Annotated in this window: 21 protein-coding genes and 1 riboswitch; of the genes, 8 read left to right on the top strand and 13 right to left on the bottom strand. The window is 65.0% G+C overall.

Annotated elements, in window-relative coordinates; genetic code table 11:
• Positions 1-51 precede the first annotated feature (51 nt).
• Complete coding sequence (locus tag B5V03_RS15645; protein ID WP_129271159.1) at positions 52-708, bottom strand: TIGR02594 family protein; 657 nt, start codon at positions 706-708, stop codon at positions 52-54.
• Positions 709-922: 214 nt separating this feature from the next.
• On the opposite strand from B5V03_RS15645, the gene B5V03_RS15640 reads away from it, so the two are divergent.
• The gene (locus tag B5V03_RS15640; RefSeq protein WP_129271158.1) at positions 923-1786 is read left to right on the top strand and encodes an alpha/beta fold hydrolase; all 864 of its coding nucleotides are present in this window, start codon (positions 923-925) and stop codon (positions 1784-1786) included.
• A 115-nt stretch (positions 1787-1901) separates the two neighbouring features.
• On the opposite strand, the gene metW is transcribed toward B5V03_RS15640, so the two are convergent.
• Positions 1902-2564 (bottom strand): methionine biosynthesis protein MetW, encoded by a 663-nt coding sequence (metW, locus tag B5V03_RS15630; RefSeq protein ID WP_129271156.1) that lies wholly within the window; start codon positions 2562-2564, stop codon positions 1902-1904.
• A 2-nt stretch (positions 2565-2566) separates the two neighbouring features.
• Entirely contained in the window at positions 2567-3769 is a 1203-nt protein-coding gene (gene metX / locus B5V03_RS15625; RefSeq protein ID WP_129271155.1) for a homoserine O-acetyltransferase MetX, read from the bottom strand.
• A gap of 90 nt (positions 3770-3859) precedes the next feature.
• Positions 3860-3939: riboswitch (SAM riboswitch) on the bottom strand.
• 161 nt (positions 3940-4100) lie between these two features.
• Here metX and B5V03_RS15620 point away from each other — a divergent pair.
• The 3 genes from B5V03_RS15620 to B5V03_RS15610 are packed head-to-tail and all read left to right on the top strand — an operon-like array spanning position 4101 to position 7016.
• Positions 4101-4949 (top strand): chorismate mutase, encoded by an 849-nt coding sequence (locus tag B5V03_RS15620; protein ID WP_129271154.1) that lies wholly within the window; start codon positions 4101-4103, stop codon positions 4947-4949.
• A gap of 34 nt (positions 4950-4983) precedes the next feature.
• Entirely contained in the window at positions 4984-6081 is a 1098-nt protein-coding gene (gene hisC, locus B5V03_RS15615; RefSeq protein ID WP_129271153.1) for a histidinol-phosphate transaminase, read from the top strand.
• The gene (locus tag B5V03_RS15610; RefSeq protein ID WP_129271152.1) at positions 6078-7016 is read left to right on the top strand and encodes a prephenate/arogenate dehydrogenase family protein; all 939 of its coding nucleotides are present in this window, start codon (positions 6078-6080) and stop codon (positions 7014-7016) included. Before hisC ends, B5V03_RS15610 begins: the two co-directional genes overlap by 4 nt.
• Positions 7017-7074: 58 nt before the next feature.
• Here the strand turns inward: B5V03_RS15610 and B5V03_RS15605 are convergent, their stop codons facing one another.
• The 4 genes from B5V03_RS15605 to B5V03_RS15590 all read right to left on the bottom strand — a co-directional run bounded on the left by B5V03_RS15605 (position 7075) and on the right by B5V03_RS15590 (position 12122).
• On the bottom strand, positions 7075-8643 hold the full coding sequence (locus B5V03_RS15605) for a hypothetical protein (protein WP_206736149.1): 1569 nt from the start codon (positions 8641-8643) through the stop codon (positions 7075-7077).
• 288 nt (positions 8644-8931) lie between these two features.
• On the bottom strand, positions 8932-9159 hold the full coding sequence (locus B5V03_RS15600; protein ID WP_129271151.1) for a hypothetical protein: 228 nt from the start codon (positions 9157-9159) through the stop codon (positions 8932-8934).
• Positions 9160-9350: 191 nt separating this feature from the next.
• A complete protein-coding gene (locus B5V03_RS15595; RefSeq protein WP_129271150.1) occupies positions 9351-10694 on the bottom strand; it encodes a GDSL-type esterase/lipase family protein in 1344 nt (447 codons plus the stop codon).
• A gap of 243 nt (positions 10695-10937) precedes the next feature.
• A complete protein-coding gene (locus B5V03_RS15590; RefSeq protein WP_129271149.1) occupies positions 10938-12122 on the bottom strand; it encodes a DUF2125 domain-containing protein in 1185 nt (394 codons plus the stop codon).
• Between the two features lie 110 nt (positions 12123-12232).
• Between B5V03_RS15590 and B5V03_RS15585 the strand changes: the two genes are divergently transcribed.
• Positions 12233-12835: a gamma-glutamylcyclotransferase gene (locus B5V03_RS15585; protein ID WP_164988018.1), complete on the top strand. Its 603-nt coding sequence runs from the start codon at positions 12233-12235 to the stop codon at positions 12833-12835.
• Here the strand turns inward: B5V03_RS15585 and B5V03_RS15580 are convergent.
• The 4 genes from B5V03_RS15580 to ftsE all read right to left on the bottom strand — a co-directional run bounded on the left by B5V03_RS15580 (position 12832) and on the right by ftsE (position 16014).
• Positions 12832-13605 carry a lysophospholipid acyltransferase family protein gene (locus tag B5V03_RS15580; protein WP_129271147.1) on the bottom strand — a complete coding sequence of 258 codons (774 nt, stop codon included), beginning with the start codon at positions 13603-13605 and terminating at the stop codon, positions 12832-12834. The two genes, B5V03_RS15585 and B5V03_RS15580, sit on opposite strands and share 4 nt — an antisense overlap.
• 11 nt (positions 13606-13616) lie before the next feature.
• Positions 13617-14321, bottom strand: coding sequence for a YdcF family protein (locus tag B5V03_RS15575; RefSeq protein ID WP_129271146.1), 705 nt, complete (start codon positions 14319-14321; stop codon positions 13617-13619).
• A 72-nt stretch (positions 14322-14393) separates the two neighbouring features.
• On the bottom strand, positions 14394-15362 hold the full coding sequence (locus tag B5V03_RS15570) for a cell division protein FtsX (RefSeq protein ID WP_129271145.1): 969 nt from the start codon (positions 15360-15362) through the stop codon (positions 14394-14396).
• A complete protein-coding gene (ftsE, locus tag B5V03_RS15565; RefSeq protein ID WP_027544305.1) occupies positions 15355-16014 on the bottom strand; it encodes a cell division ATP-binding protein FtsE in 660 nt (219 codons plus the stop codon). Before ftsE ends, B5V03_RS15570 begins: the two co-directional genes overlap by 8 nt.
• Before the next feature lie 191 nt (positions 16015-16205).
• Between ftsE and B5V03_RS15560 the strand changes: the two genes are divergently transcribed.
• Together B5V03_RS15560 and B5V03_RS15555 are read left to right on the top strand one after the other, a co-directional pair.
• Positions 16206-17087, top strand: coding sequence for an MJ0042-type zinc finger domain-containing protein (locus tag B5V03_RS15560; RefSeq protein ID WP_164988017.1), 882 nt, complete (start codon positions 16206-16208; stop codon positions 17085-17087).
• A gap of 48 nt (positions 17088-17135) precedes the next feature.
• On the top strand, positions 17136-17510 hold the full coding sequence (locus B5V03_RS15555) for a response regulator (RefSeq protein WP_129271143.1): 375 nt from the start codon (positions 17136-17138) through the stop codon (positions 17508-17510).
• Positions 17511-17650: 140 nt separating this feature from the next.
• Here the strand turns inward: B5V03_RS15555 and B5V03_RS15550 are convergent, their stop codons facing one another.
• On the bottom strand, positions 17651-18802 hold the full coding sequence (locus tag B5V03_RS15550) for a DUF4175 family protein (RefSeq protein ID WP_129271142.1): 1152 nt from the start codon (positions 18800-18802) through the stop codon (positions 17651-17653).
• Complete coding sequence (locus tag B5V03_RS15545; protein ID WP_129271141.1) at positions 18790-20724, bottom strand: TIGR02302 family protein; 1935 nt, start codon at positions 20722-20724, stop codon at positions 18790-18792. Before B5V03_RS15545 ends, B5V03_RS15550 begins: the two co-directional genes overlap by 13 nt.
• Before the next feature lie 179 nt (positions 20725-20903).
• Between B5V03_RS15545 and B5V03_RS15540 the strand changes: the two genes are divergently transcribed.
• Complete coding sequence (locus tag B5V03_RS15540) at positions 20904-21287, top strand: carboxymuconolactone decarboxylase family protein (protein ID WP_014491654.1); 384 nt, start codon at positions 20904-20906, stop codon at positions 21285-21287.
• Positions 21288-21315: the final 28 nt, after the last annotated feature.

Below are 21315 nucleotides of genomic sequence, written 5' to 3'. Positions count from 1 at the left end.
AGCGCAAAATTGCTACGCAATTTTGTCGCGGGCTCCTTGCCATGACGGATGTTAATTCGGCATCACATACGCATAGATCCGGCCGCGCGAGACCGGCGCCTCGCGGACGCGGTTGCCGTTGTTGCCGGAGATCATGATCGGATTGCCCTGCGCGTCGACGCCGGTGATGATGCCGACATGGCCGCCGCCGCGGCCTCGCGACATCACCGCGATGGCGCCGACCTGCGGACCGGAGACGCGCGTGCCGTAGCGCGCGAACGAGCTCGCCATGTCCGATCCGGAGCCCTTATGGCCGGTATGCTCCAGCACCATGTTCATAAAGCGCGCGCACCACAGGCTGCCGCGACCGGTCGGATTGCCGCCGACGTAACGACGCGCTTCGGACACGAGGCCCGATCCGCCACCGAAGCCACCGCTCATGCTCGCGCCGCCGGCGTTGGCGTTGGCGTTGGCGTTCGGATCGTAGCTGGCCTGGGTGTCGGAAAAACCGTTCGCCTGCAACTGCGCCGCGCTGCGCTCGAAGCGCGAGCTGCGTGCATGGTGGCGATAATGATGATGTCTGGCATGGTGCACGTAAGCGTGCCGCTCTGCGCTATGACGATGATGCGGCCGCGCTGAGGCCGGAGAAACGAACACGGCAACCGCCGCGAAGAAAACCGCCAGCGCGACAACACAACGCGACAGGCGAGACGCAAACAACTCAAACATTCTTCATCCTTCGTTGACACCCCACTTCCCGATCGGCCCGTGCGCGGCCGACATCGATCAGGCCGTTAAGCCGCCGGATGTGGCGAGAAAAAGACGCCGCGTCCGCGAATAGCTGCGATGATTTTGCGCCGATGCTCGCCTGATGCCGCCGCATTGCGGACAACAACATTAACTGCAATTCTGCAAAGGCGGCTTGAAGAGAGGGAAACAGTTAATGCCCCACGCCACGACCAGGGACGACGTCCGCATCTATTTCGAGGAAGCGGGCCAGGGAACGCCGATAATTTTCCTGCACGAGTTCGCGGCCGACTTCACCAATTGGGAGCCGCAGATGCGCTACTTCTCGCGCGGGCACCGCTGCATCACTTATTCCGCGCGCGGCTACACGCCGTCGGATGTGCCTGATGGCGAGGTCTACACCTACAAGCATTTCTACGCCGATTCGCTCGCGGTGCTCGATCATCTCAGGATCGAACGCGCGCATCTCGTGGGTCTCTCGATGGGCGCTTACTCGTCGCTCCAGATCGGATTGAATGCACCGCAGCGTGCGCTGTCGATGACGCTGGCCGGCGTCGGATCGGGCTCGGAGATCGAGAACCTCGACGACTGGCGCAAGCAGTGCCGCGCCAATGCCGAGCAGTTCGAGACCCTCGGCGCGGCTGAAGTCGCAAAAGTCACGCGCGAGGCGCCGAGCCGGATTCCGTTCCTGGTGAAAGACCCGCGCGGCCACGCCGATTTCTACGCCGCACTGGCGCGGCATGATGCCAAGGGCTCGGCCAACACGATGCGCGGTTTTCAGGGCGGGCGGCCCTCGATCTACACGCTGACGGATGCGATCGCGAAGGTGGCAACACCGGCGCTGATCATCTGCGGCGATGAGGATGATCCATGTATCGGGGCGAGCCTGTTTTTGAAGAAGCACCTGCCGGCTGCAGGGCTCGCGATGTTTCCGAAGTCAGGCCACGTGCTCAACCTCGAGGAGCCCGCGCTGTTCAACGAGAGCGTAGAGCGGTTCGTGACGCTGGTGGAGGCGGGGCGATGGCCGGCGCGGGATCCGCGCTCGCTGTCGGGACATTAGAACAAAGGCGCCGCCACACACTCCGTCATTGCGAGCGCAGCGAAGCAATCCAGGCTGCCGCCGCGGAAACAGTCTGGATTGCTTCGTCGCAAGAGCTCCTCGCAATGACGAGGGGCTATTTCTTGCCGCCGCGCGTGAGCAAAAACACGCCCTGCTCGCCGAACATATTCCACACCCACCATGGCAAGCGGAGCCGCAGCGGACGGCCATAGAGGTCGAGCGCTTCGGCGCGCTCCATCTTGACGCCGATGGCGTCGCAGAGCTCGACGAAATCCTTGATGGTGCAGAAATGGATGTTGGCGGTGTCGTACCAGGTCGCCGGCAGATTGTCGGTGCGCGGCATGTGGCCGCCGATCAGGAGCTGGAGCCGCATCCGCCAGAAGCCGAAATTCGGGAACGAGACGATGGCACGGCGGCCAATGCGTAAAAGATTCTCCAGCACCACCTTCGGCTGCCGCGTCGCCTGCAGCGTCTGCGACAGGATCACGTAGTCGAAGGCGTCATCGGGATAGTTGACGAGGTCGGTGTCGGCATCACCCTGCACCACAGCAAGGCCCTTGGCGACGCAGCGGTTGACGCCCTCGCGCGACAGCTCGATGCCGCGGCCGTCGACGCCGCGCGTCTCCAGTAGCTGGAGCAGATCGCCGTCGCCGCAGCCGACGTCGAGCACTTTTGAGCCCGGCTTGACCATCTCGGCGACCAGCAGATGGTCGGCGCGAAACGGGCCGGGCTGCTCCGCAGTGAGGCCACCCAGCGGCAGCACTTCCTGTACGGACATCGCTAGCCCTCCTTGCCGGTGAGCCCGCGCGCCTTGCCGGCCGATTGCAGGAAGGCGCGGGAGATGTCGAGGAATTCGGGCACGTCGAGCAGGAAGGCGTCGTGGCCGCGATCGGTCTCGATCTCGGCAAACGACACCCGTGCGCTCGACGCATTCAGCGCATGCACCAGCGCGCGCGATTCCGAGGTCGGGAACAGCCAGTCGCTGGTGAAGGAGACCACGCAGAAGCGGGTCTCAATGTCCGCGAACGCTTTCGCGAGTACGCCGCCATGGTCGCCGGCGATGTCGAAATAGTCCATCGCGCGGGTCAGATAGAGATAGGAATTGGCGTCGAACCGCTCGACGAAGGAGGAGCCCTGATAACGCAGATAGGACTCGACCTGGAAATCGGCGTCGAACGAGAAGGTCGGCAACTCGCGGTCCTGCATGCGCCGGCCGAACTTGCGATGCAGCGCCGCGTCCGACAGATAGGTGATGTGCGCGGCCATGCGCGCGACTGCGAGGCCGCGATGCGGATGGATGCCCTGATCGGCATAGGCGCCATTGTGCCAGTCGGGATCGGCCATCACGGCCTGGCGGCCGAGCTCGTGGAAGGCGATGTTCTGCGCCGAGTGCCGCGTCGAGCAGGCGATTGCGAGGGCGGAGTACACGCGCTTGGGATAGGCCGCGGTCCATTGCAGCACCTGCATGCCGCCCATCGAGCCGCCGACGACCGCGAACAGCGTGTCGATGCCGAGCCGGTCGATCAGCATCGCCTGCGCGCGGACCATGTCGGGGATGGTGATGACGGGGAAATCCAGGCCCCACACCTTGCCGGTGGCGGGATTGATCGACGCGGGCCCGGTCGAGCCCATGCAGCCGCCGATCACGTTGGAGCAGATGACGAAGTAGTGCCGGGGATCAAGCGGCCGGCCGGGGCCGACGAGGGTGTCCCACCAGCCGGACTTGCCGGTGACGGGATGCTCATTGGCGACGTGCTGGTCGCCGGTCAGCGCATGGCAGATCAGGATGGCGTTGGAGCGATCGGCGTTGAGCTCGCCATAGGTCTGATAGGCGATCTGGAACGGGGAGAGATCGACGCCGCAATCGAGCCGTAGCGGCTGGTCCGCGCCGAACTGCGCGACCTGCGAACTCGGATGATCCACCTCATGCGACCGGTCGTCGGCACTGATCGCGGGACTCGGCACAGACTTGACGCCAACCATCTGACCATCGACCTCATTTGCGATCGGACTTCAGATCGCAGTGACATCAGGCCATAAAAAACCCGGCCTGAACGATAGGTTCGGCCGGGATCGAAAACGTCCCCGGCCTGTTTAGCGAGTTTTTTAACGTGGCTGCAAGCCGGCCGGCTCAAATGACCACGGAACAGGCAAAACTTTACTATCTTGGGCGGTTTTCGTCAAGTCGCGGCCCGGATGAGCCAAATTCGTCCCTGTAACCTCGGCCTAAAAGGCCGTCATTTCTCTTTGCTTTCACCGCCCTGACTGCCTAATCAGGACATTCCCCGCAGCCTCTCAACCGACCAAGTCAGATATGTCCCAACGACCGCCCGCGCCACCATCGCTCCAGGAATTGCGCAAGGAGATCGACGCGATCGACGAGGGCATGCATCGCCTGTTGATGCAGCGCGGCGACATCATCGACCGCCTGATCCAGGTGAAGCAGACCCAGGAGGTCGGCTCGGCGTTCCGCCCGGCGCGCGAGGCCTCGATGATGCGCGACATCGTGCAGCGCCATCGCGGCATCCTGCCGCTCGACACGGTCGAGAGCATCTGGCGCGTCATCATCTCGACCTTCACCTATGTCCAGGCGCCGTTCTCCGTGCATGCCGACATCTCGGTGAGCGAGCCGGCGATGCGCGATTCCGCGCGCTTCCATTTTGGTTTCACCGTGCCTTACGTCGCGCATTTCAGCGCGCAGGCGGCGGTCGAGGCGGTGGCGAAATCCAAGGGCGATCTGGCGCTGGTCTCGGCGACCTCGAGCCGCACGCCGTGGTGGCTGGAGCTGGAAGCCGCCGGCGCGCCGAAAATCATCGCGCGGCTGCCCTTCGTCGAGCGTGCCGACCATCCGGCCGCGCTGCCCGTGTTCGCGGTCTCGCGCGTCGCCGACAGCGCGCTGGTGACGGAGGTCGAGACCTTCAGCGTGCGCGTGTCCGGGTGGAATGCCGAGATCGCGCGGGCGCTATCGCCACTCGCCGAGATCGTGGCGGTGCCCGATACCGCCTTCGACGGCGCGGCGCTGCTGGTCTCGGTCACGAGCGCGAGCAGCATCGACAAAATCAAGGCTGCCCTGATCGAAGCGGGGGCCTCGGTGCGCTCCACGGCCCTCGTCGGCAGCCACGCAACGCGCTATACGGTGCCCCCGACCGGGCCGAAATCGTAGATCGCGAACCACCTTAGCCTATCCGGAGTTGAAGATGTCCCGCCCCGTGCCGAACCCCGGCATTCTCGATATTGCGCCCTACACGCCCGGCAAGAGCCCGGTCGCCGAGCCCGGCCGCAAGGTGTTCAAGCTCTCGGCCAACGAGACGCCGTTCGGGCCCTCGCCCAAGGCGATCGAGGCCTTCAAGAACGTGGCGACGCATCTGGAAGATTATCCGGAAGGAACCTCGCGCGTGCTGCGCGAAGCGATCGGCCGCTCTTTCGGGCTCGATCCCAACCGCATCATCTGCGGCGCCGGCTCGGACGAGATCCTCAATCTGCTCGCCCACACCTATCTCAGCCATGGTGACGAAGCGATCTCCACCACCCACGGCTTCCTGGTCTACCCGATCGCGACCATGGCGGTGGGCGCGAAGAACGTGGTTGCCGCCGAGAAGGACCTGACCGCGGATGTCGACGCCATCCTGAAGGCGGTGACGCCGCGCACAAAGCTGGTCTGGCTCGCCAACCCCAACAACCCGACCGGCACCTATGTGCCGTTCGACGAGGTCAAGCGCCTGCGCGCCGGCCTGCCCTCGCACGTGCTGCTGGTGCTCGACGCCGCCTATGCCGACTACGTTTCGCGTAACGACTATGAAATGGGAATAGAGCTGGTCGCCACCACCGAGAATACCGTGGTGACGCACACCTTCTCCAAGATCCACGGCCTCGCCGCGCTGCGCATCGGCTGGATGTTCGGCCCCGAGCACATCATCGACGCCGTCAACCGCATCCGCGGTCCGTTCAACGTGTCGACACCGGCGATGTATGCCGCGGTCGCCGCGATCGAGGACACCGCGCATCAGGCGATGTCGAAGCAGTTCACCGAAACCTGGCGCAACTGGCTGATCGAGGAGATCACCAAGCTCGGCCTCAAGGTCACGCCGAGCGTCGGCAATTTCGTGCTGATCCATTTCCCGACCGACAAGGGCAAGACCTCGGACGATGCCGACGCGTTCCTCACCAGGCGCGGCCTAGTGCTGCGCGGCTTGAAGAACTACGGCCTGCCGCATTCGCTGCGCATGACCATCGGCACCGAGGAGGCCAATCGCCTCGTCGTCGAGGGCTTGCGCGACTTCGTGGCCGGCAAATGAGCGTGAACCCGCACTTCCAGCGCGTCGCGCTGATCGGCTTCGGCCTGATCGGCGGCTCGATCGCGCGCGCCGCGAAGCTCCAGGGCCTGGCCTCCGAGATCGTCACGACTGCGCGCTCGGAGAAGACCCGCGCGCGGGTGATGGAGCTCGGCATCGTCGACCAGGTCGTGGCGACCAATGCGGAAGCGGTGAAGGATGCCGACCTCGTCATCCTCTGCATTCCCGTCGGCGCTTGCGGACCGGTGGCACAAGAGATCGCGCCGCACTTGAAGCCCGGTGCAATCGTCTCCGACGTCGGCTCGGTCAAGGGCGCGATCGTCAGGGACATGGCGCCGCATCTGCCGAAGAATGTTCATTTCGTGCCGGCGCATCCGGTCGCAGGCACCGAGCATTCGGGACCTGATTCCGGCTTCGCCGAGCTCTTCATCAATCGCTGGTCCATCCTGACGCCGCCGGAAGGCGTCGATGCGGCCGCCACCGATCGCTTGCGCGCCTTCTGGGCAGCGATGGGCGCCAAGGTCGAGGTGATGACGCCGGATCATCATGATCTCGTGCTCGCGATCACCAGCCATCTGCCGCATCTGATCGCCTACACCATCGTCGGCACCGCCGACGAGCTGCAACAGGTGACGGAGTCCGAGGTGATCAAATTCTCCGCCGGCGGCTTTCGCGATTTCACCCGCATCGCGGCGTCCGACCCGACGATGTGGCGCGACGTCTTCCTCGCCAACAAGGAGGCCGTGCTGGAGATGCTCGGCACCTTCACCGAGGATCTGGCAAAGCTCACCCGCGCGATCCGCCGCGGCGATGGCGAGGCGCTGTTCGACCATTTCACCCGCACCCGCGCCATCCGTCGCGGCATCGTCGAGATCGGGCAGGATTCGGCGGCCGCCGATTTCGGCCGTCAGCATGGGCAGCTCGGCAACAAGCCGTAAGCCGACGACGTAGCCCGGACTGGGTTTCGCTCCATCCGGGCTACGATCCTCTCGCGAGTTAGAATGGATAGTAACGGACCTGGGTCATGACGATGTTGTCGTCCGTCTTCGGCGCACCGCCGACGCCGTCGAAGGCGAGCCGCTGCGTGTAGGAATACTGCACGCCGGCTTTGAGCGTGCCGTATTTGCCCTGGTAGATCGTGTCGTAGATTCCGGCCGTGACTTGCCGGACCTCCTTGGTATTGCCGTTGCAGGTCGCCGCCGGTGAGTTCTCGGTGAAGCAGCCGGTGTTGTTGTAGAGCGGATTGCCGTAGCCGAAGGGCACCGTCCCGACATTGGCAAACGCCGCCTTGGCCCTTTCCAGGCCTGCATAGGAGTAGACATCGAGGCTCGGCGTCGCGTGCCAGATCAGGCCGACCGCCGCCGCCGTCATCGTCAACGGCAGGATCGTGCCATCCTGCGCCACCGTGGCGTCGGGGAAAGGCGAGGCCGTGAAACGGCCGAGCACGCCGCGCGCGCCATAGAGCTGAAGATCGAGCGTCTTCGGAATCAGCTCGGCAAAAATGTGCCCGCCAAAGCTTCCGGTGTCGTAGCTGTGGTTGGCGTTGTTGAAGCGATCGAACAGCTGGCGATAGAGGCCCCACGCTTCGACGTGCAGCTTGTATGGCCCGAGCCGCGGGTCCCACGCCGCCTTCACCGTGACGTCGGGCACCTGGTTCAGGCTGACATTGTTGAGGTTGTTGAAGAAGCTGCCGCCCGGCCCGGTCAGATTGACCTGGAGGTTCGGGTTCAACACGCCCTGCGGCCCGACAGCGGGCGTGCCGACCGTCGGCACGTTGCCGCCGAAAAACGAGGTCTGCGCGTTCTCGACCGATGCAGCGAGCTTGAACTCGGATCCGATGTCCTGCCAGACACGAAGGCCCGGCTGCCGCGCGGCGAGGAATCCGGGAACGAGCTCGAAATCGATCACGCCCGGCGCATCGATGCCGCGCGGATCGATTCCGGCCTTCATCGGCGTGTTGAGCGACCACGACTGACCCGCGAGGAAGTGAAGGCCGAGATCGGTCCGGTCCACCTCCAGGCTGAGCTGCCGCATGCGTGGATTGAACGAATTGGTCGTGACCGAATTCGCGGTCTGCGCCGCGCCTTCGAAATCGATCTCGCCATAGCCGGCGAGATGCGTGTCGGCATCGACATTGCCCTCGGCCAGTACCGAGAACCGGCTCTGGCGCGCGGAGAACCGCGTCTCCGGAAAATAGTAATTCCGGCTCTGCGGGTAGGGGATGAAGTTGTAGATTGATCCGGTATCGGAAGCGAGATTGCGCGAGCGGTAGATGCCGGTGAGATCGACCCAGCCGCCGAATGTCAGCGTGATGCCTTTGTAGCAGACCTTGCCGACCGCGCAGGGATCGACAGGAAGAGCCTTGTAGGTTGCGGGCATCGGAGCCGCCTTCGCCTGCGCTTCAACCTGCCGTGTCTTGCGCGCCTCCTGGTCCACGCGCTGCTGCAGCTCCTTCAGCTTCGCCTTCAGCGACTGGATTTCGGTTGTGACATTGTCGTCGGCACGCGCCTGCCCTGAACAGGCAGCGAGCATGCCCAGCATCAGTCCGTAATTGATGATCCGCACTTGAATCTCCCTCCACTCGGGAAGCAGGTTCGATTCGTCGCGCCGACCCCGGCGCTTGCATGCTTCCCTGGTGTGGAGTGATTTGAATGCGGCTGCGGTTATTCGCGGCGAGGTGCATCTTCTGCATCACGTTTTCCTGACGATCCTGTTCGGAATATCTTTGCGGCTTTGCCGATCCGCGGGCGCGATTGGCGCCCTTGTCCAAGGTCACGCCAAGGCAACGCGCATTGGGCCCGGCCGGGGCATGACCGGGCCCAACTCCGCGGGCGCGCAAGCGGTGGACGGCGGTTATTTGCTCTTGGTCGCGCGCAGCACCGTGGAACGCGGTGATTTCGGCGAGGGGACCAACGCCATCGTGTCCCGCGTTGCGGCGCTTGCGAAGCTGCGATCGCCATTCGGATACATCGAGGCGTAAGCGGCTGGCTCCTGCATTTGCCACTGCCACTGCGCGAGCGCCGGCGTCGCGAACGCCGCCGAGACGGCGACGGCGGCAACGAACAGTTTCAACCTGGTCATGTTAACTCTCCTGCCTGGGCGGACCGCATCATCGTGCGGCCGACATGGAGAGAGAGCGGAGATCGTAGCTCCGCATTCCCGGCGGGCAATCACGATCCGGCGAAGGGCGCGTGAGTTCAGCTCGTACCCGGCATGGAGCGAGCTAGGACAGCCGAGGGTGACAAACGGAGAGAGGTGGCTTTGAATTCGCCCTACTGTTTCGCGCTGCGACCAATTTTGTCCGGCTTGAACAGATCGAGGTCGATTGCCTGTCCCATCGCCAGATATCCGGTGCGGTTGGGGTGAAGCTTGTCGCCGGCGCCGCCGGTGGTGCTTTCGGGGATGAACTCCGGCTTAAGGCCACCTGAGGTCGGATCGAGCGTCGCGCGATCGAAATCGATCACACCGTCGAATGTCCCCGAGGTACGGATGAATGCGTTGAGCGCCTTGCGCTTGTCATCCTGTTCGGGGAAACCGTGTGCCGCGCTGGTGCTGCCCAATGCCGAAACGACGGTGGCGCCAATGATTCGGGCTTGCGGCCATTTCGCACGTAGCCTCGCAACGCCGTCCTTCATCGCGGCGATGACCTGGTCGGCCGTGAAATTGCCGTTCTTGCTGAAATCGTTGATGCCTTCCAGCCAGATCAGGCTCGATATGCCGGATAGCGACAGCACGTCGCGATCGAGCCGCTGGCCTGAAGCGGGGCCGCCCGCGTACGGTTTGTCGGGACCGTATTCGGCGGGGCCTGCGATTTGGTTGCCACCGATGCCGCCATTCACGACAGCGACCTTGTTGCCGTAGACCGCCTTCAGGCGACGCGACAACACGTTGGGCCAGCGATCGTCGCCATTCATGGTCGAGGCGGTCCCGTCGGTAATCGAGTCCCCAAACGCCATGATGGCGAAGGCGTCGGCAGGCGCAGTCATCTCGATCGCATCGAGGAAGAACCACGACGCGGTCGCATAGGGGAAGGAAGCCTCGTCTTCGAGGGCGCCCTTGGCGCCTGCGTCGGGCGCACCGACATAGGAGGTGGTCAGCGCTTTGGCGTGCCAGGTCATCGGACCGCTCTGGCCGGCGACATGAAAACTGACCGCAAGCCGGCGGCCGGCGAGGTCGTCAGGCCGCTTTGCAAACGGCAGCGCGATCGCATCGCTCCAGACCGAATTCCCCGGCGACACCGTAACGGAAGCCGTACCGGCGAACGTAACCGGGGTGTTGGAGCCGTGGATCAACGCGGCACTGCCTGATTGCAGGCCGACGTAAACGCCGTCAAACGTGACGGGTTTGGTGCCGAAGGCGTTGCTGAGCCGGATGCGGGCCCGACGGCCCCAGATATCCGGCCGCACGATCAGGCGAAAGGTCTGGTCCCGCGCACCGGTCGCAGGCTCGGGAAACGCGAATTTCTGTTCGGGCTGGGCAGACGGATTGCCGACGGGGTACGGGCCCTGGACCGCGCCCGTCCAGGACACCACCCAATGTTCGCCATCCTTTGCAGTTGCGGTCTGAAGCGATGCGACGAGCAGCGACGCTGCAACGAGACAATTCAACGCGTGCATTGTTTCCCCCGAACCCCCAATAATTTGGGTGGCACCTTAGACCCGTCAGTCGGTCTTCAATAGGGCGGCAGAGCGCGACCTGTCCAGACGCCCGCCGACGTACTCCTCGCCCGACGCCGGAGAGGAACCTCGCAGGTTGCGAAACTGGCGCCAACAAGATGCGCTTCCAGAAGCGATCTGTTCACGGCTTCGAACGCGTCAGGCGAACCAAACCGTCCGCCCATTGGTTTACGAATACACGACCTAGTACAACGGCGGAATCTGCCCGACCTTGACCGGGCCGAGCAGCACGGCGCCATCAACAAACTTCAGCGGGAAGCTGCGGGCCTTCTTGCCTTCCAGCGTGCTCTCGGTGCCGATCGAATTGATGCCGGCGGCAACGCCGGCATTGGCGTTCTGCTTGATGACCTTGCCGAGGCCGGGGACGGCGCGATCGAGCGCGCCGAACAGATTGTTGAGGTCCTGCGACTTCACGCCGGGTGCGACACGATCGAGCGTTGCCTGCGGCACGCCCTCCTCCAGCATCTTCTCGATGCCGAGCGCCGGGATCACGCGCTCGAGCCCCGTCACCGTCATCTGCAATTCGCCGTCCAATCGGCCATTGGCCGAGAGGCCGAGCGTACCGGCCGCGACCGCGATCATCTCGCCCTGCTGAATGCGCGACTGCACGATCTCGATGTGACCGCCGGCGGCCTGGATCTCGCGGAAGCGCTGCGGCCAGGGTTTTGGCGTGAGGTCGGAGAGGCCGGTGATCTTGGCGCGCGTATCGGCTTCGAACGGCTCGGCGAGCAAGGGATGAACGCCCTGGATGCTGCCCTGCGCGATGTGGGCCACAGTCTCGATCACGGGATGATCGGCCGGCGATCCATCGGCGAGGCGGCCATGCAGCTCGACCTGCTTGGCGCGCGCGAGCGGCACCTGCACGCTGCCATCGAGACGGTTGATGACGGGATCGTCGAACACGATGGAAGCCCGATCCGGCACGGCCGGCAGCCCGACCACGCTGCTGCGACCCTTGCTCCACTTCACCACAAAAGTGTTTTGGGTGACGCCATCGGTCAGCGTCGCGGGCGCGGAGAATTCGGCGATGACGAGCTTGGGATCATAGACCTGCGCGACGACCAGGATGTTGTCGAGCTTGGCCGTGAACGGCGTCTTGCTGGCATTCTGCGACACCAGGGCAACACTGGCGCCGGAGCACTGGACCTCGAAGCGGAACGGGAAGCCGGCAATCGAGCGCTTGGCACAGTCATAGATGCGGCCGGATTTGGCCTCCTGCGCGCGCCAGGCATCGGCGGCCACTTCGGCCTGCGAGGCGGCATAGAACCAGAAACAGCTCCACGCGACCGCGAGGATCAGGAGGAGAACGGGTGCGATGAAAAGGCCCCAACGGGAGCGCCGGCCTGCGGCAACGGTCATATCGGACATGCGGCGACCCTTTGACCCCAGATTTTGTCAAATGTAAGCGAGGTTCGGCCGCGCCGAAAGGCGGAGAATTCGCTTCGCTTGGGGGCCCGGTTCTGGTAGCCGTGCCCGAAATGTCCGAAATCACCCTTCCTTCCGTCACCACAGCCAAGGGCGACCTCTGGGTGTTCGGCTACGGCTCGCTGATGTGGCGGCCGGGCTTCGAATTCAGCGAACGCGTCCCGGCGCGGCTGGTCGGCGAGCATCGCGCGCTCTGCGTCTATTCCTTCGTCCATCGCGGCACGCCGGAGAAGCCGGGCCTGGTGCTCGGGCTCGATCGAGGCGGTGCCTGCCGCGGCATCGCCTTCCGCGTCGCCGAGAAGGACCGCGCCGACGTCGTCGCCTATTTGCGCGCGCGCGAGCAGGTCACCTCGGTCTATCGCGAGGTGATGCGTTCCGTGTGGCTGGAGAACGATGCGCGACAGCGCGTCTCCGCGCTCGCCTATGTCGTCGACCGCGGCCACGTGCAATATGCCGGCCGGCTGTCGCTCGCCGACCAGCACCGCCATGTGCTCCAGGGGCACGGCCAGTCGGGCGCCAACCGCGACTACGTGACGGCTACGGTGAAGGCGATCGAAGCCGAAGGCTTTCGCGATACGCAACTGCATCAACTCGCGACCATGCTTCATGGTGATGCGCACGCGCCGGCTCCCGAAGAAGATCAAGAGAACCGCTAGCTCTCCGACGGCGCGTAGCTCGGCGACGAGCCGATCAGCTGCTCCTGCTGTTTCCGGCCCGCTTCGACGAGGCGGCCGGTCGCGTCTTCGATGGCGGTTTGCACACGAGAGAGAAACTCGTCCTTCGGCAGCCCCGATGGCAGCGGATCGAGGAATTCCACCACCAGCGTACCGGGATAGCGCATGAAGGTGCGGCGTGGCCAGAACAGCCCGGAATTGAGCGCGATCGGCAAGCACTGCGCGCCGCAGGTCGAATAAATCTGCGCAAAGCCGGTCTTGTAGTCGGGCTCGGCGCCCGGCGCCCGGCGCGTGCCTTCCGGAAAGATCACAAGCTGCTTTCCGCTGCGCACCGCCTCGCGCGCCCGTCGCGTCATGTCCAAGAGCGCCTTCACGCCGGCATTGCGGTCGATTGCGATCATCCCGGTCTTGACCAGGAACTGGCCGAACACAGGGATCTGCATCAGCTGACGCTTCAGGATGAAGATCGGGCGATTGAAGAAACCCGGCAGCACGAAGGTCTCCCAGAACGACTGGTGCTTTGCCACGATCACCAGCGGCCCCTGCGGAATCTTCTCGACACCGCGGAATTCCACCTTGATGTTGCAGACCACGCGCATCAGGACCAGCGTCGCCTTCGCCCACCATTGCGCGACCGTCAGCATCGCGCGCGGCGGCAATGCGAAGGTCGGCAACGCCACGATCGCAAGGCACACCAGCACGGTGTAGAACAGCACGTTGAACACAAGCGAGCGCAGGAAAATCAAGAACATCGACGATCCGATCAATTGGCCTGTGCGGTGGCGGGCCGCTTCGGCGTCAGGCCTGCAGGCTGCTCCGACATCTCGGGCGAAAGGTCAATCCCGAAATCCTCCAGCCGCACCCTGAGCTCGGCCGCGATGTACTTGACATATTCAGACAACAGCAAGCGCAAGGTGGAGGCCGAGGTCCACCACGGCTCCTCACGCCATTTGTCCCCGACCACGGCAAACGGGATCAGCGTCGTCTCCGGCATTGCGTGCGAGAATTCCACCAGCGCGCGCGGCATGTGATAGTTCGAGGTGACCACGATCAGCGACTTGAAGCCGCGGCCCCCGGCCCAGCGCCGCGCCTCCGCCGCATTGCCACGGGTCGAGAGCGCGGTGCGATCGAGGTCGACGCAGCACGTCATGAAGGTCTGGTTTTCCGGCAGGGTCCGGGAGATGTCGCTCGCCGTCGAGGTCGGATGCACGCCTGAGATCAGGAGCCGCCTGCCGTAGCCGGCCGCCAAAAGCTCCATCGCGTCCGACACCCGCGAGGAACCTCCGGTCAGGACCACGATGCCATCAGCCTTGCGGCTAGGTGCGATCTCGGCGCCGCGCAATTGCGTGAGGAACGCGATGAAGCCGGCCGCCGCACCGACGAAGGCGAGCGCGATCGTCGACACCAATGCCGCACGCAGCCAGCCGCGCGGCAGTTTCGGCGATCGATCGGCGGTCGGCGAGGTCATGTGATGTCGGTGATCCCTTCCCCGGATGATTTTAGGACGTTTTGAGGCGAAGTGGAGTCTGGTTTATCGGACCTAGTCGACATCATTCAGCGTCGCGAACAGTGTCTGGCGCGAGGCCACCGCGGTGATGGCGCCGATCAGCACCGCCTGCACCGCGAGCACGATGTAGCCGGACGGCCGCAGCGAGAAGGTGCCGAGCAAGGCTGCGAACTGGTCACCGACGGGCGTGCCGGAAAACCAGTCGGCGATCGACTCGGAGAAGCCGAACACCAGCATGGCAGCGCCGCCGCCGATCACGCCGCCTTCGAGACCCAATCGCAGGAAATGCCGCAGAAAGCGGTTGGCGATATAGCGGTCACCGGCGCCGACGAAGTGCAGGACCTCGACGATCGGACGGTTCGCCGCCATGGCGCCGCGCGTCGCGAACGAGACCGAGATGATAGTCGCGATGATGACGAGCGCGAGGATGCCGAGACCGGCAAGCACCGTGGCGTTCGTCATCGAGCGCATGCGCTCGATCCATGCGCGGTGATCGTCGACGCTGGCACTCGGCGCCGCTTGCGTCACGCGGGCGCGCAGGGCGCCGAGGTCGAGCGCCGTACCCGGCTGGACGCGCGCGATGATCATGCGCGGCACCGGCAGATCGTCCATCGACAATCCAGTGCCGAGCCAGGGCTCGAGCAGCTTGCCGCTCTCATCCTTGCTGAACGGCTTGACCTCGACAATGCCGGCCTGCGCGCGCATCGCTTCGGTCACCGCCACGGTGTCGCGGTCGAGATCGCGGCCGGTTTGCGGGCGGACCTGGATCGTGATTTCGCTGGCGACGTCCGACTGCCATTCCGCGGCGGACGCGCTGACCAGCAGCACCGTGCCCGTCGTCATCGACGCCAGGAAGGTCATGATGGCGACGACGGCGACCAGCGCGCGGCCGTGAATCGAGGCGCGCGGCACGATCGGCGACATGTTGCGCGCCCGCGCGGGGAGCTGCGGACGCTCCTGTCCGAGGTCGACCAGCACCCCGCGCTCGTCGGTCCTATTCATAGACGTGCAACCGTCCCTGATGCAGCACCAGCCGCCGCGCCTCGTACTGGTCCATCAGGCCGATGTCGTGGGTGGCGATGATGACGGCGGTGCCGGATTTGTTGAGCTCGATGAAGAGCCGCAGCAGGCGGCGGCCGAGCGTCGGATCGACGCTGCCGGTCGGCTCGTCCGCGAGCAGAAGCTGCGGCCGCGAGATCACCGCGCGCGCGATCGCGGCGCGCTGCTTCTCCCCGCCCGACAGGATCGGCGGCAGCGCGTCCATACGCTCGCCGAGCCCCACCCAGCGCAGGAGATCGATGACCTCCTTGCGGTAGCTCGACTCGCTGCGACCCATGACGCGGAACGGCAGCGCGACGTTCTCGTAGGTTGTCATGTGGTCGAGCAGGCGGAAATCCTGGAGCACGATGCCGATGCGCTTGCGCAAATCGGCGATCTCGTCCTTGCCGAGTTGCGAGATGTCGTGGCCGAACAGATTGACCAGACCGCGCGTCGGCCGGTGCGACAAGAACAACAGGCGCAGCAAGGAGGTCTTGCCGGCGCCGGACGGGCCGGTGAGGAACTGGAACGAATGCGCCGGGATCTGGAAATTGAGATCGCGCAAGATCTCCGGCCCCAGACCGTAACGCAATCCGACATTTTCGAACCGAACCAAGTTCAGCTCCGTTCGAGAGGGGGCCGCGCCGCGGCACCCCGCCACACGCGATCATCGGTTTTTGCGACCGTTATGGTTTCCGGTTCGTTAACGGTCGCCTTGTAGCATTCTGGACGCCCGGTTCTGCAGGGCATCGTCACGACTCGCCCAAAAATCGTTCAAGACCTTCGTTCATGCATCAAGGCTCGCCCATGCATATCGTCTGCCCCCATTGTACGACATCCTACGCCATCAAGCTTGCAAGCCTGGGGGCGAACGGCCGGACGGTCCGCTGCTCGCGCTGCAAGGAGACCTGGGTCGCCCATGCCGAGGATGCCATCGAAGAGGCATCCGTCCCGGCCATGGCCGCGGCCAGCCGGGGCGACGACCAATCCGATCTCGCCGCGGAGTGGAACTCCTACGCCAAGGACGACGGCGACGCCGACACACCGGTGGTGGACAGCCCCTCGATTGCCAGCGACTGGCCGGCTGAGGACGCCAAGGAGATCGAGGACGAGTGGTCAGCCGCCGCCCGGGAGGCCGAAGAGGAGGTCGTCGGCGCGCAGCACCAGTCCTGGTTCCGTGGCCTGTTCGGCAGCCGCCGCGGGGCACGAGTGAGACGTCAGGTCCCCACCCTGGCGCCGCGAAAATCCTATTTCGGCCTGCCGACCGCCTGCGCTGCCATGGGCGCGCTGGTGCTGGCCCTTGTCGTCTGGCGCGGCGACATGGTGCGGCTGCTGCCGCAGACGGCGGCGTTCTACAAAATGGTCGGCTTTGACGTGAATTTGCGCGGGCTGGCCTTCAAGGACGTCAAGCTCTCCAGCGAGACCGTGGACGGTAAGCAGGTGCTGGTCATCGAGGGCGTGATCGTCGGACAGGGCAAGAAGCCGCTCGATATCCCGCGCTTGCGCTTTGCCGTGCGCGACGCGCAAGGAGCCGAGATCTACGCTTGGAATTCCGTGCTGGAACAAACCGTGCTGCAACCCGGCGAGCGCGCCTTCTTCCGCTCGCGCCTGGCCTCACCGCCGCCTGAGGGCCGCAATATCGACGTTCGCTTCTTCAACCGGCGCGACATCGCCGGCGGCAGCGTATAATCAGCTTGTAGGGTCCCGCACGGGAAGGTTCGTCCCAAGGTTGCTCTCATGCCCAAAGTTCTGATCGCCGACGACGAGGATTCGATGCGCCAACTCGTGGCGCGCGCCATCGCCATGGATGGCCACGAGACCGTCACCGCGCAGGACGGCGCCGAGGCGCTGGAGATCCTGACCCGCGCGGACGGCGCGTTCGATCTCCTGCTCACCGACATCCAGATGCCCGTGATGGACGGCATCGCGCTGGCACTCTCCGCCGCGCGCGATTTCCCTGACCTCACCATTTTGCTGATGACCGGATTTGCCGACCAGCGCGAGCGCGCCTCGAACCTCAACGCGCTGGTGCACGACGTCGTGACAAAACCGTTCTCGGTTGCCGACATCCGCACCGCGGTGGCGGACGCGCTGGCGGCGAAGAAGAGCTGACGGCAGGGCGAACCAGACACTCCGCTGTCATGCCCCGGCTTGACCGGGGCATCCAGTACGCCGCGGCCTCTCGGTTCAATCGCTACTGTCTCTGGAATACTGGATCGCCCGCTGCGCGGGCGATGACACCGAGAGCGGCCTCAAAAGTCCTTCAGCAGCCGCTCGATATAATCGAGCTCGATCTGCGGGCGCGAGGGATCGCCGAGGCGGCGGCGGAGCTCTTCGAGGATGCGGCGGACGCGCTGGGCGTCGATCTCGCCGGGGATCTTGACCGTGTAATCGTCACTGAACTCGCGGCCGTGAAGCGGACGACCGAGCGGATCGGTCTGGTTGCCGCCGCTCTGCTGGCGACCGGCCCGGTTGCCGGGACCATCGCCCTGCCCGTCGCCATCGCCCTGCTGCATCGCCTCGGCCATCTTCTGCGCACCCTTGCGCAAGGCGTCGAGCGCCTTGCCCTGCGAGTCCACGGCGCCGTCCGCGTTGCCCTCGCCGAGCTTCGAGCCGGCATCGCCCATGGCGCCGTCGGCGGAGTCCAGACTGCCGTCGTCATCACCGTCGTCGCCGTCCTGATCGCCATTCTGGCCGGGCTGTCCCTGCTCGCCTTGCTGGCCCTTCTGCCCCTGCTGCTTCTGGCCCTTTTGCCCCTTCTGCGTCAGGCCGCGCTTGGCGAGTTCGTCCTGCAGCTTCTTCAGGCGGTCGCGCAGCGCCTGCTGGTCCTGCTGCAGGTCCGACATCGACTGGTCGCCCTGCTGCTTGCCGCGCGAGCGGTCACGCCGGGAATCCTGCCCCTGCTTGAAAGTCTTGTCGCGCAATTGCTGCTGCTTGCGGATCATGTCGCTGAGCTCGTTCAGCGCCTGCTCCATCTCGCTGTCGCCGGATTGACCCGGCTGCGCCATCTGGAGGTTTTCCATGATCTGCGCGAGCTGCTCAAGCATGCGTTGGGCGGCCTCTTTGTTGCCTTCGCGCGCCGCCTTCTCGATCTGCTTGAGGAGCTCGTCGAGATCGCGCTGCGTGATGACGGAGCGATCGCGGCTGGAGGACTGGCTGCGTTCCGTCGCCCGCTTGTACTCCTCCAGCTTCTGAATGGCATCGGATTGATTGTTCAGGCTCTTGCCGGATTCCTTCTGCCTGAGGCTGTCGCCGGAATCCTGCATCGCCTTTTCGGCGCTATCGAGCAGGGCATCGACATCCTGATCCTGCTGGGCAGCAACTGGCGAGACGCCTCCCAGCAGGAAGGCGAGGCAGGCGATCGATATCGCCTTCAAGACTGGCACGCGTGCTAGCTTCCGCATTTACGGTCTCGCGTCGACTGGTTGGCCCCGTCGTTGCCCGCCTTCGCCCGATTGTTCGCCGACTTGCGATAGGCCTGAAGCTGCTCGCGCAATGCGTCCTGCTGCTTCGCGAGCTCTTCGAGCTGCTCGGGCGTGGCGTTCTGGGTCTTTTGTTTCAGCTCGACGGACTTGTCGAGGATGAGCTGGACCTCGGCGGGGAATGGCTGCCGGGGTCCAAGCGGATTTTGCTCGGCGCGCCGGGCGAGATCACGCACCTTGCCGGCCATGGCCTCGCGCAGCTTCTGCGTCAAAACCCTGATCTCGTCCTCGCTAGCACCGCGCTCGAGCGCCCGCTTCAGCGCGTCCTGCGCCCCGCGGAGCGCCGCGTTGACGCTGCCAGCGACACCGTCGTCCTCGATGGTGACCGAGAACGCCCACATGCTCGCCACCACGTCGCGTAGCGCGTCATCGGTGCGCGCCGCCTCGAGCTGGGACGCCAGGTTGCGCAGGCCGAGATAACAGCCGGCATCCGGCGTGAACAATTCGGGCGCGATCATCAGCGCGTCGAGCGCGGCGTAGACGTCGGAATTCTTGTTGGCGTCGAGCGCGAGGATGCGGCGCTGCTCGATCAACGCGCGCGCGAGCGAGTTCGTGAACAGCCGCTCGGGCAGGCGCATGTTGAAGGGTTCGCTTTTGGCCTCGTTGCCGGCCTCGTCCTTGGCGGTGAGCGTCAGCGTGACGTCGGCGCCGGCATAGGGGTCTTCGCTGAGGTCCTTCACCGTCTGGCCGACGCCGTTGCGGGTGCGCGCATTCGGCAGCACCAGCGGGAATTGCGGCGGCGGGAACAGCGGCCGTGCGGCAGCCTTGGTATCGCCGTCCTTCGCGTCCTTGCCAGCATCGGCGGCGCGCAGGCCGATTTGCGCCTCGGCGCCAGTGACGCCGTAATCGTCCTCGATCTTATAGGAGAGCTGCAGCCCGCCGCGGGCCTGGCGCTCCGGATCCTTGGCGAGCGCGATCGTCGGCGGTCGGTCCGGCGTCGCCGCGAACGCCCATTGCGGCTGGCCGGAGGGCGCGCGGACATGCGCGGTGCCGTTACCGGTGATGGTAAAATGCTTCTCGTTGGTGCCCTTGGGCGTGGCTTCTGTGGGGGCGACCTCCTTAAGGCCGCCGGAAACGACGACATCAAGGCTGCCGCCGGAGGAGCGCACGATCAGGGTCGAGCCGGCGGGCACGGCGAGCGGGCCAGAGGCCGGCAGTGCCGCAGCCTCCTTGTTCGCCGCCGACAGGATCACCGGCGGTTTGCCGGTGTAGAGCGGCGGGGTGACCCAGGCATCGACGCGGATATTGGTCGGCGCCAGAACGCCGTTCCAGTCGAAGGCGGCACCGAGCCGCATCGCGCGCTCGTCGCCGGCAGCGAAGAAGGTCGCAACCAGCATCACCATCACCAGCGCGCGCAGCGCCCAGGGATCGTGCAGAGCCAGCCGCGGCTGCGGCAGACCGGCACGGATGCGCTTGAGCGAGGCCTGCGTGCGCTCGCGCTGCGCCTGCCACAGCGCCTTTGCGATCGGGTCCTGCGAGGTCAGCGTGTCCGTGAGCGTGGTGGCCGGGCGGTGACGGATGCCGGACCCGCGGTCGAGCCGGCCGAGAGCTTCCTCGCGGCTCGGCCAGCGGAAGCGAATCAACGGGAACAGCGCGGCAATCGCAACGCCGGCGAAAACGACGAGGCCGATGGCGCGGGCCAGGAACGGCAAGGCAAGCCAGAGCCCGGCCCAGGACACCACCAGGAACAGGCCGACGACGGTCAGAAGACGCGCGAGATTTGGCCAGGCACGCTCCCACGCGATGGCATAGATGGCCCGATCGAGGGCCTGCGCCAGCTTCAGCCGCGACAGAGCGTCGCCATCGCGGATCGGGTCTGACGGGCCGGGGGTGACGCCGTTCAATCAGCTCTCCAGGTTGCCGGGTAGAGCCAAGCGTACCACAACGGCAGCACTGAGGCATCCGTTCCTGTACGGGAGACACCCCTTTTCCCGCATAACACGAGGACGTGACTGCCCGGCCGCAACCCCGTAATTTCCGCGCGCCATCCCCAAGGAAACGTAGGGGAAATAGAGGAAACGCCATGGACAAGAAGATGCACGACAAGGGCCTGGAAGTCCGCAAAGCGGTGCTGGGCGAGGCCTATGTCAACAACGCCCTGAAGAACGTCGACGATTTCAACCGCCCGTTCCAGGAGATGCTCAACGAATATTGCTGGGGCACGGTGTGGGGCCGCGAGGAGCTGCCGCGCAAGACCCGCAGCATGCTCAACATCGCCATGATCGCGATTCTCAACCGCCAGCACGAGTTTCGCGCGCATCTCAAGGGTGCATTGACCAATGGCGTCAGCCGCGACGAGATCCGCGAGATCCTGATGCAGGTTGCGATCTATGGCGGCATGCCGGCCGCCGTCGACAGTTTTCGCATCGCGCGCGAGGTGTTCGCGGAGATCGACGGCAAGGCGTGAGCCCAAACAAAACAACAACGTTCAACGC

The sequence above is a fragment of the Bradyrhizobium betae genome (assembly GCF_004123905.1).
In the GTDB taxonomy this organism is placed as follows: Bacteria; Pseudomonadota; Alphaproteobacteria; order Rhizobiales; family Xanthobacteraceae; genus Bradyrhizobium; species Bradyrhizobium betae_A.
The sequence above is the reverse complement of the archived record's forward strand: the minus strand, read 5'-3'. Positions and strand labels throughout refer to the sequence as shown.

Coding starts and splice junctions, on each gene's coding strand:
- B5V03_RS15585 (WP_164988018.1), top strand. CDS start 12,233: ATGTCCGAAATCACCCTTCCTTCCGTCACCACAGCCAAGGGCGACCTC.
- B5V03_RS15540 (WP_014491654.1), top strand. CDS start 20,904: ATGGACAAGAAGATGCACGACAAGGGCCTGGAAGTCCGCAAAGCGGTG.
- B5V03_RS15575 (WP_129271146.1), bottom strand. CDS start 14,321: ATGACCTCGCCGACCGCCGATCGATCGCCGAAACTGCCGCGCGGCTGG.
- B5V03_RS15550 (WP_129271142.1), bottom strand. CDS start 18,802: ATGCGGAAGCTAGCACGCGTGCCAGTCTTGAAGGCGATATCGATCGCC.
- hisC (WP_129271153.1), top strand. CDS start 4,984: ATGTCCCGCCCCGTGCCGAACCCCGGCATTCTCGATATTGCGCCCTAC.
- B5V03_RS15555 (WP_129271143.1), top strand. CDS start 17,136: ATGCCCAAAGTTCTGATCGCCGACGACGAGGATTCGATGCGCCAACTC.
- metX (WP_129271155.1), bottom strand. CDS start 3,769: ATGGTTGGCGTCAAGTCTGTGCCGAGTCCCGCGATCAGTGCCGACGAC.
- B5V03_RS15640 (WP_129271158.1), top strand. CDS start 923: ATGCCCCACGCCACGACCAGGGACGACGTCCGCATCTATTTCGAGGAA.
- B5V03_RS15610 (WP_129271152.1), top strand. CDS start 6,078: ATGAGCGTGAACCCGCACTTCCAGCGCGTCGCGCTGATCGGCTTCGGC.
- B5V03_RS15595 (WP_129271150.1), bottom strand. CDS start 10,694: ATGCACGCGTTGAATTGTCTCGTTGCAGCGTCGCTGCTCGTCGCATCG.
- B5V03_RS15560 (WP_164988017.1), top strand. CDS start 16,206: ATGCATATCGTCTGCCCCCATTGTACGACATCCTACGCCATCAAGCTT.
- B5V03_RS15600 (WP_129271151.1), bottom strand. CDS start 9,159: ATGACCAGGTTGAAACTGTTCGTTGCCGCCGTCGCCGTCTCGGCGGCG.
- B5V03_RS15570 (WP_129271145.1), bottom strand. CDS start 15,362: ATGAATAGGACCGACGAGCGCGGGGTGCTGGTCGACCTCGGACAGGAG.
- metW (WP_129271156.1), bottom strand. CDS start 2,564: ATGTCCGTACAGGAAGTGCTGCCGCTGGGTGGCCTCACTGCGGAGCAG.
- B5V03_RS15620 (WP_129271154.1), top strand. CDS start 4,101: ATGTCCCAACGACCGCCCGCGCCACCATCGCTCCAGGAATTGCGCAAG.
- B5V03_RS15580 (WP_129271147.1), bottom strand. CDS start 13,605: ATGTTCTTGATTTTCCTGCGCTCGCTTGTGTTCAACGTGCTGTTCTAC.
- B5V03_RS15645 (WP_129271159.1), bottom strand. CDS start 708: ATGTTTGAGTTGTTTGCGTCTCGCCTGTCGCGTTGTGTTGTCGCGCTG.
- B5V03_RS15590 (WP_129271149.1), bottom strand. CDS start 12,122: ATGTCCGATATGACCGTTGCCGCAGGCCGGCGCTCCCGTTGGGGCCTT.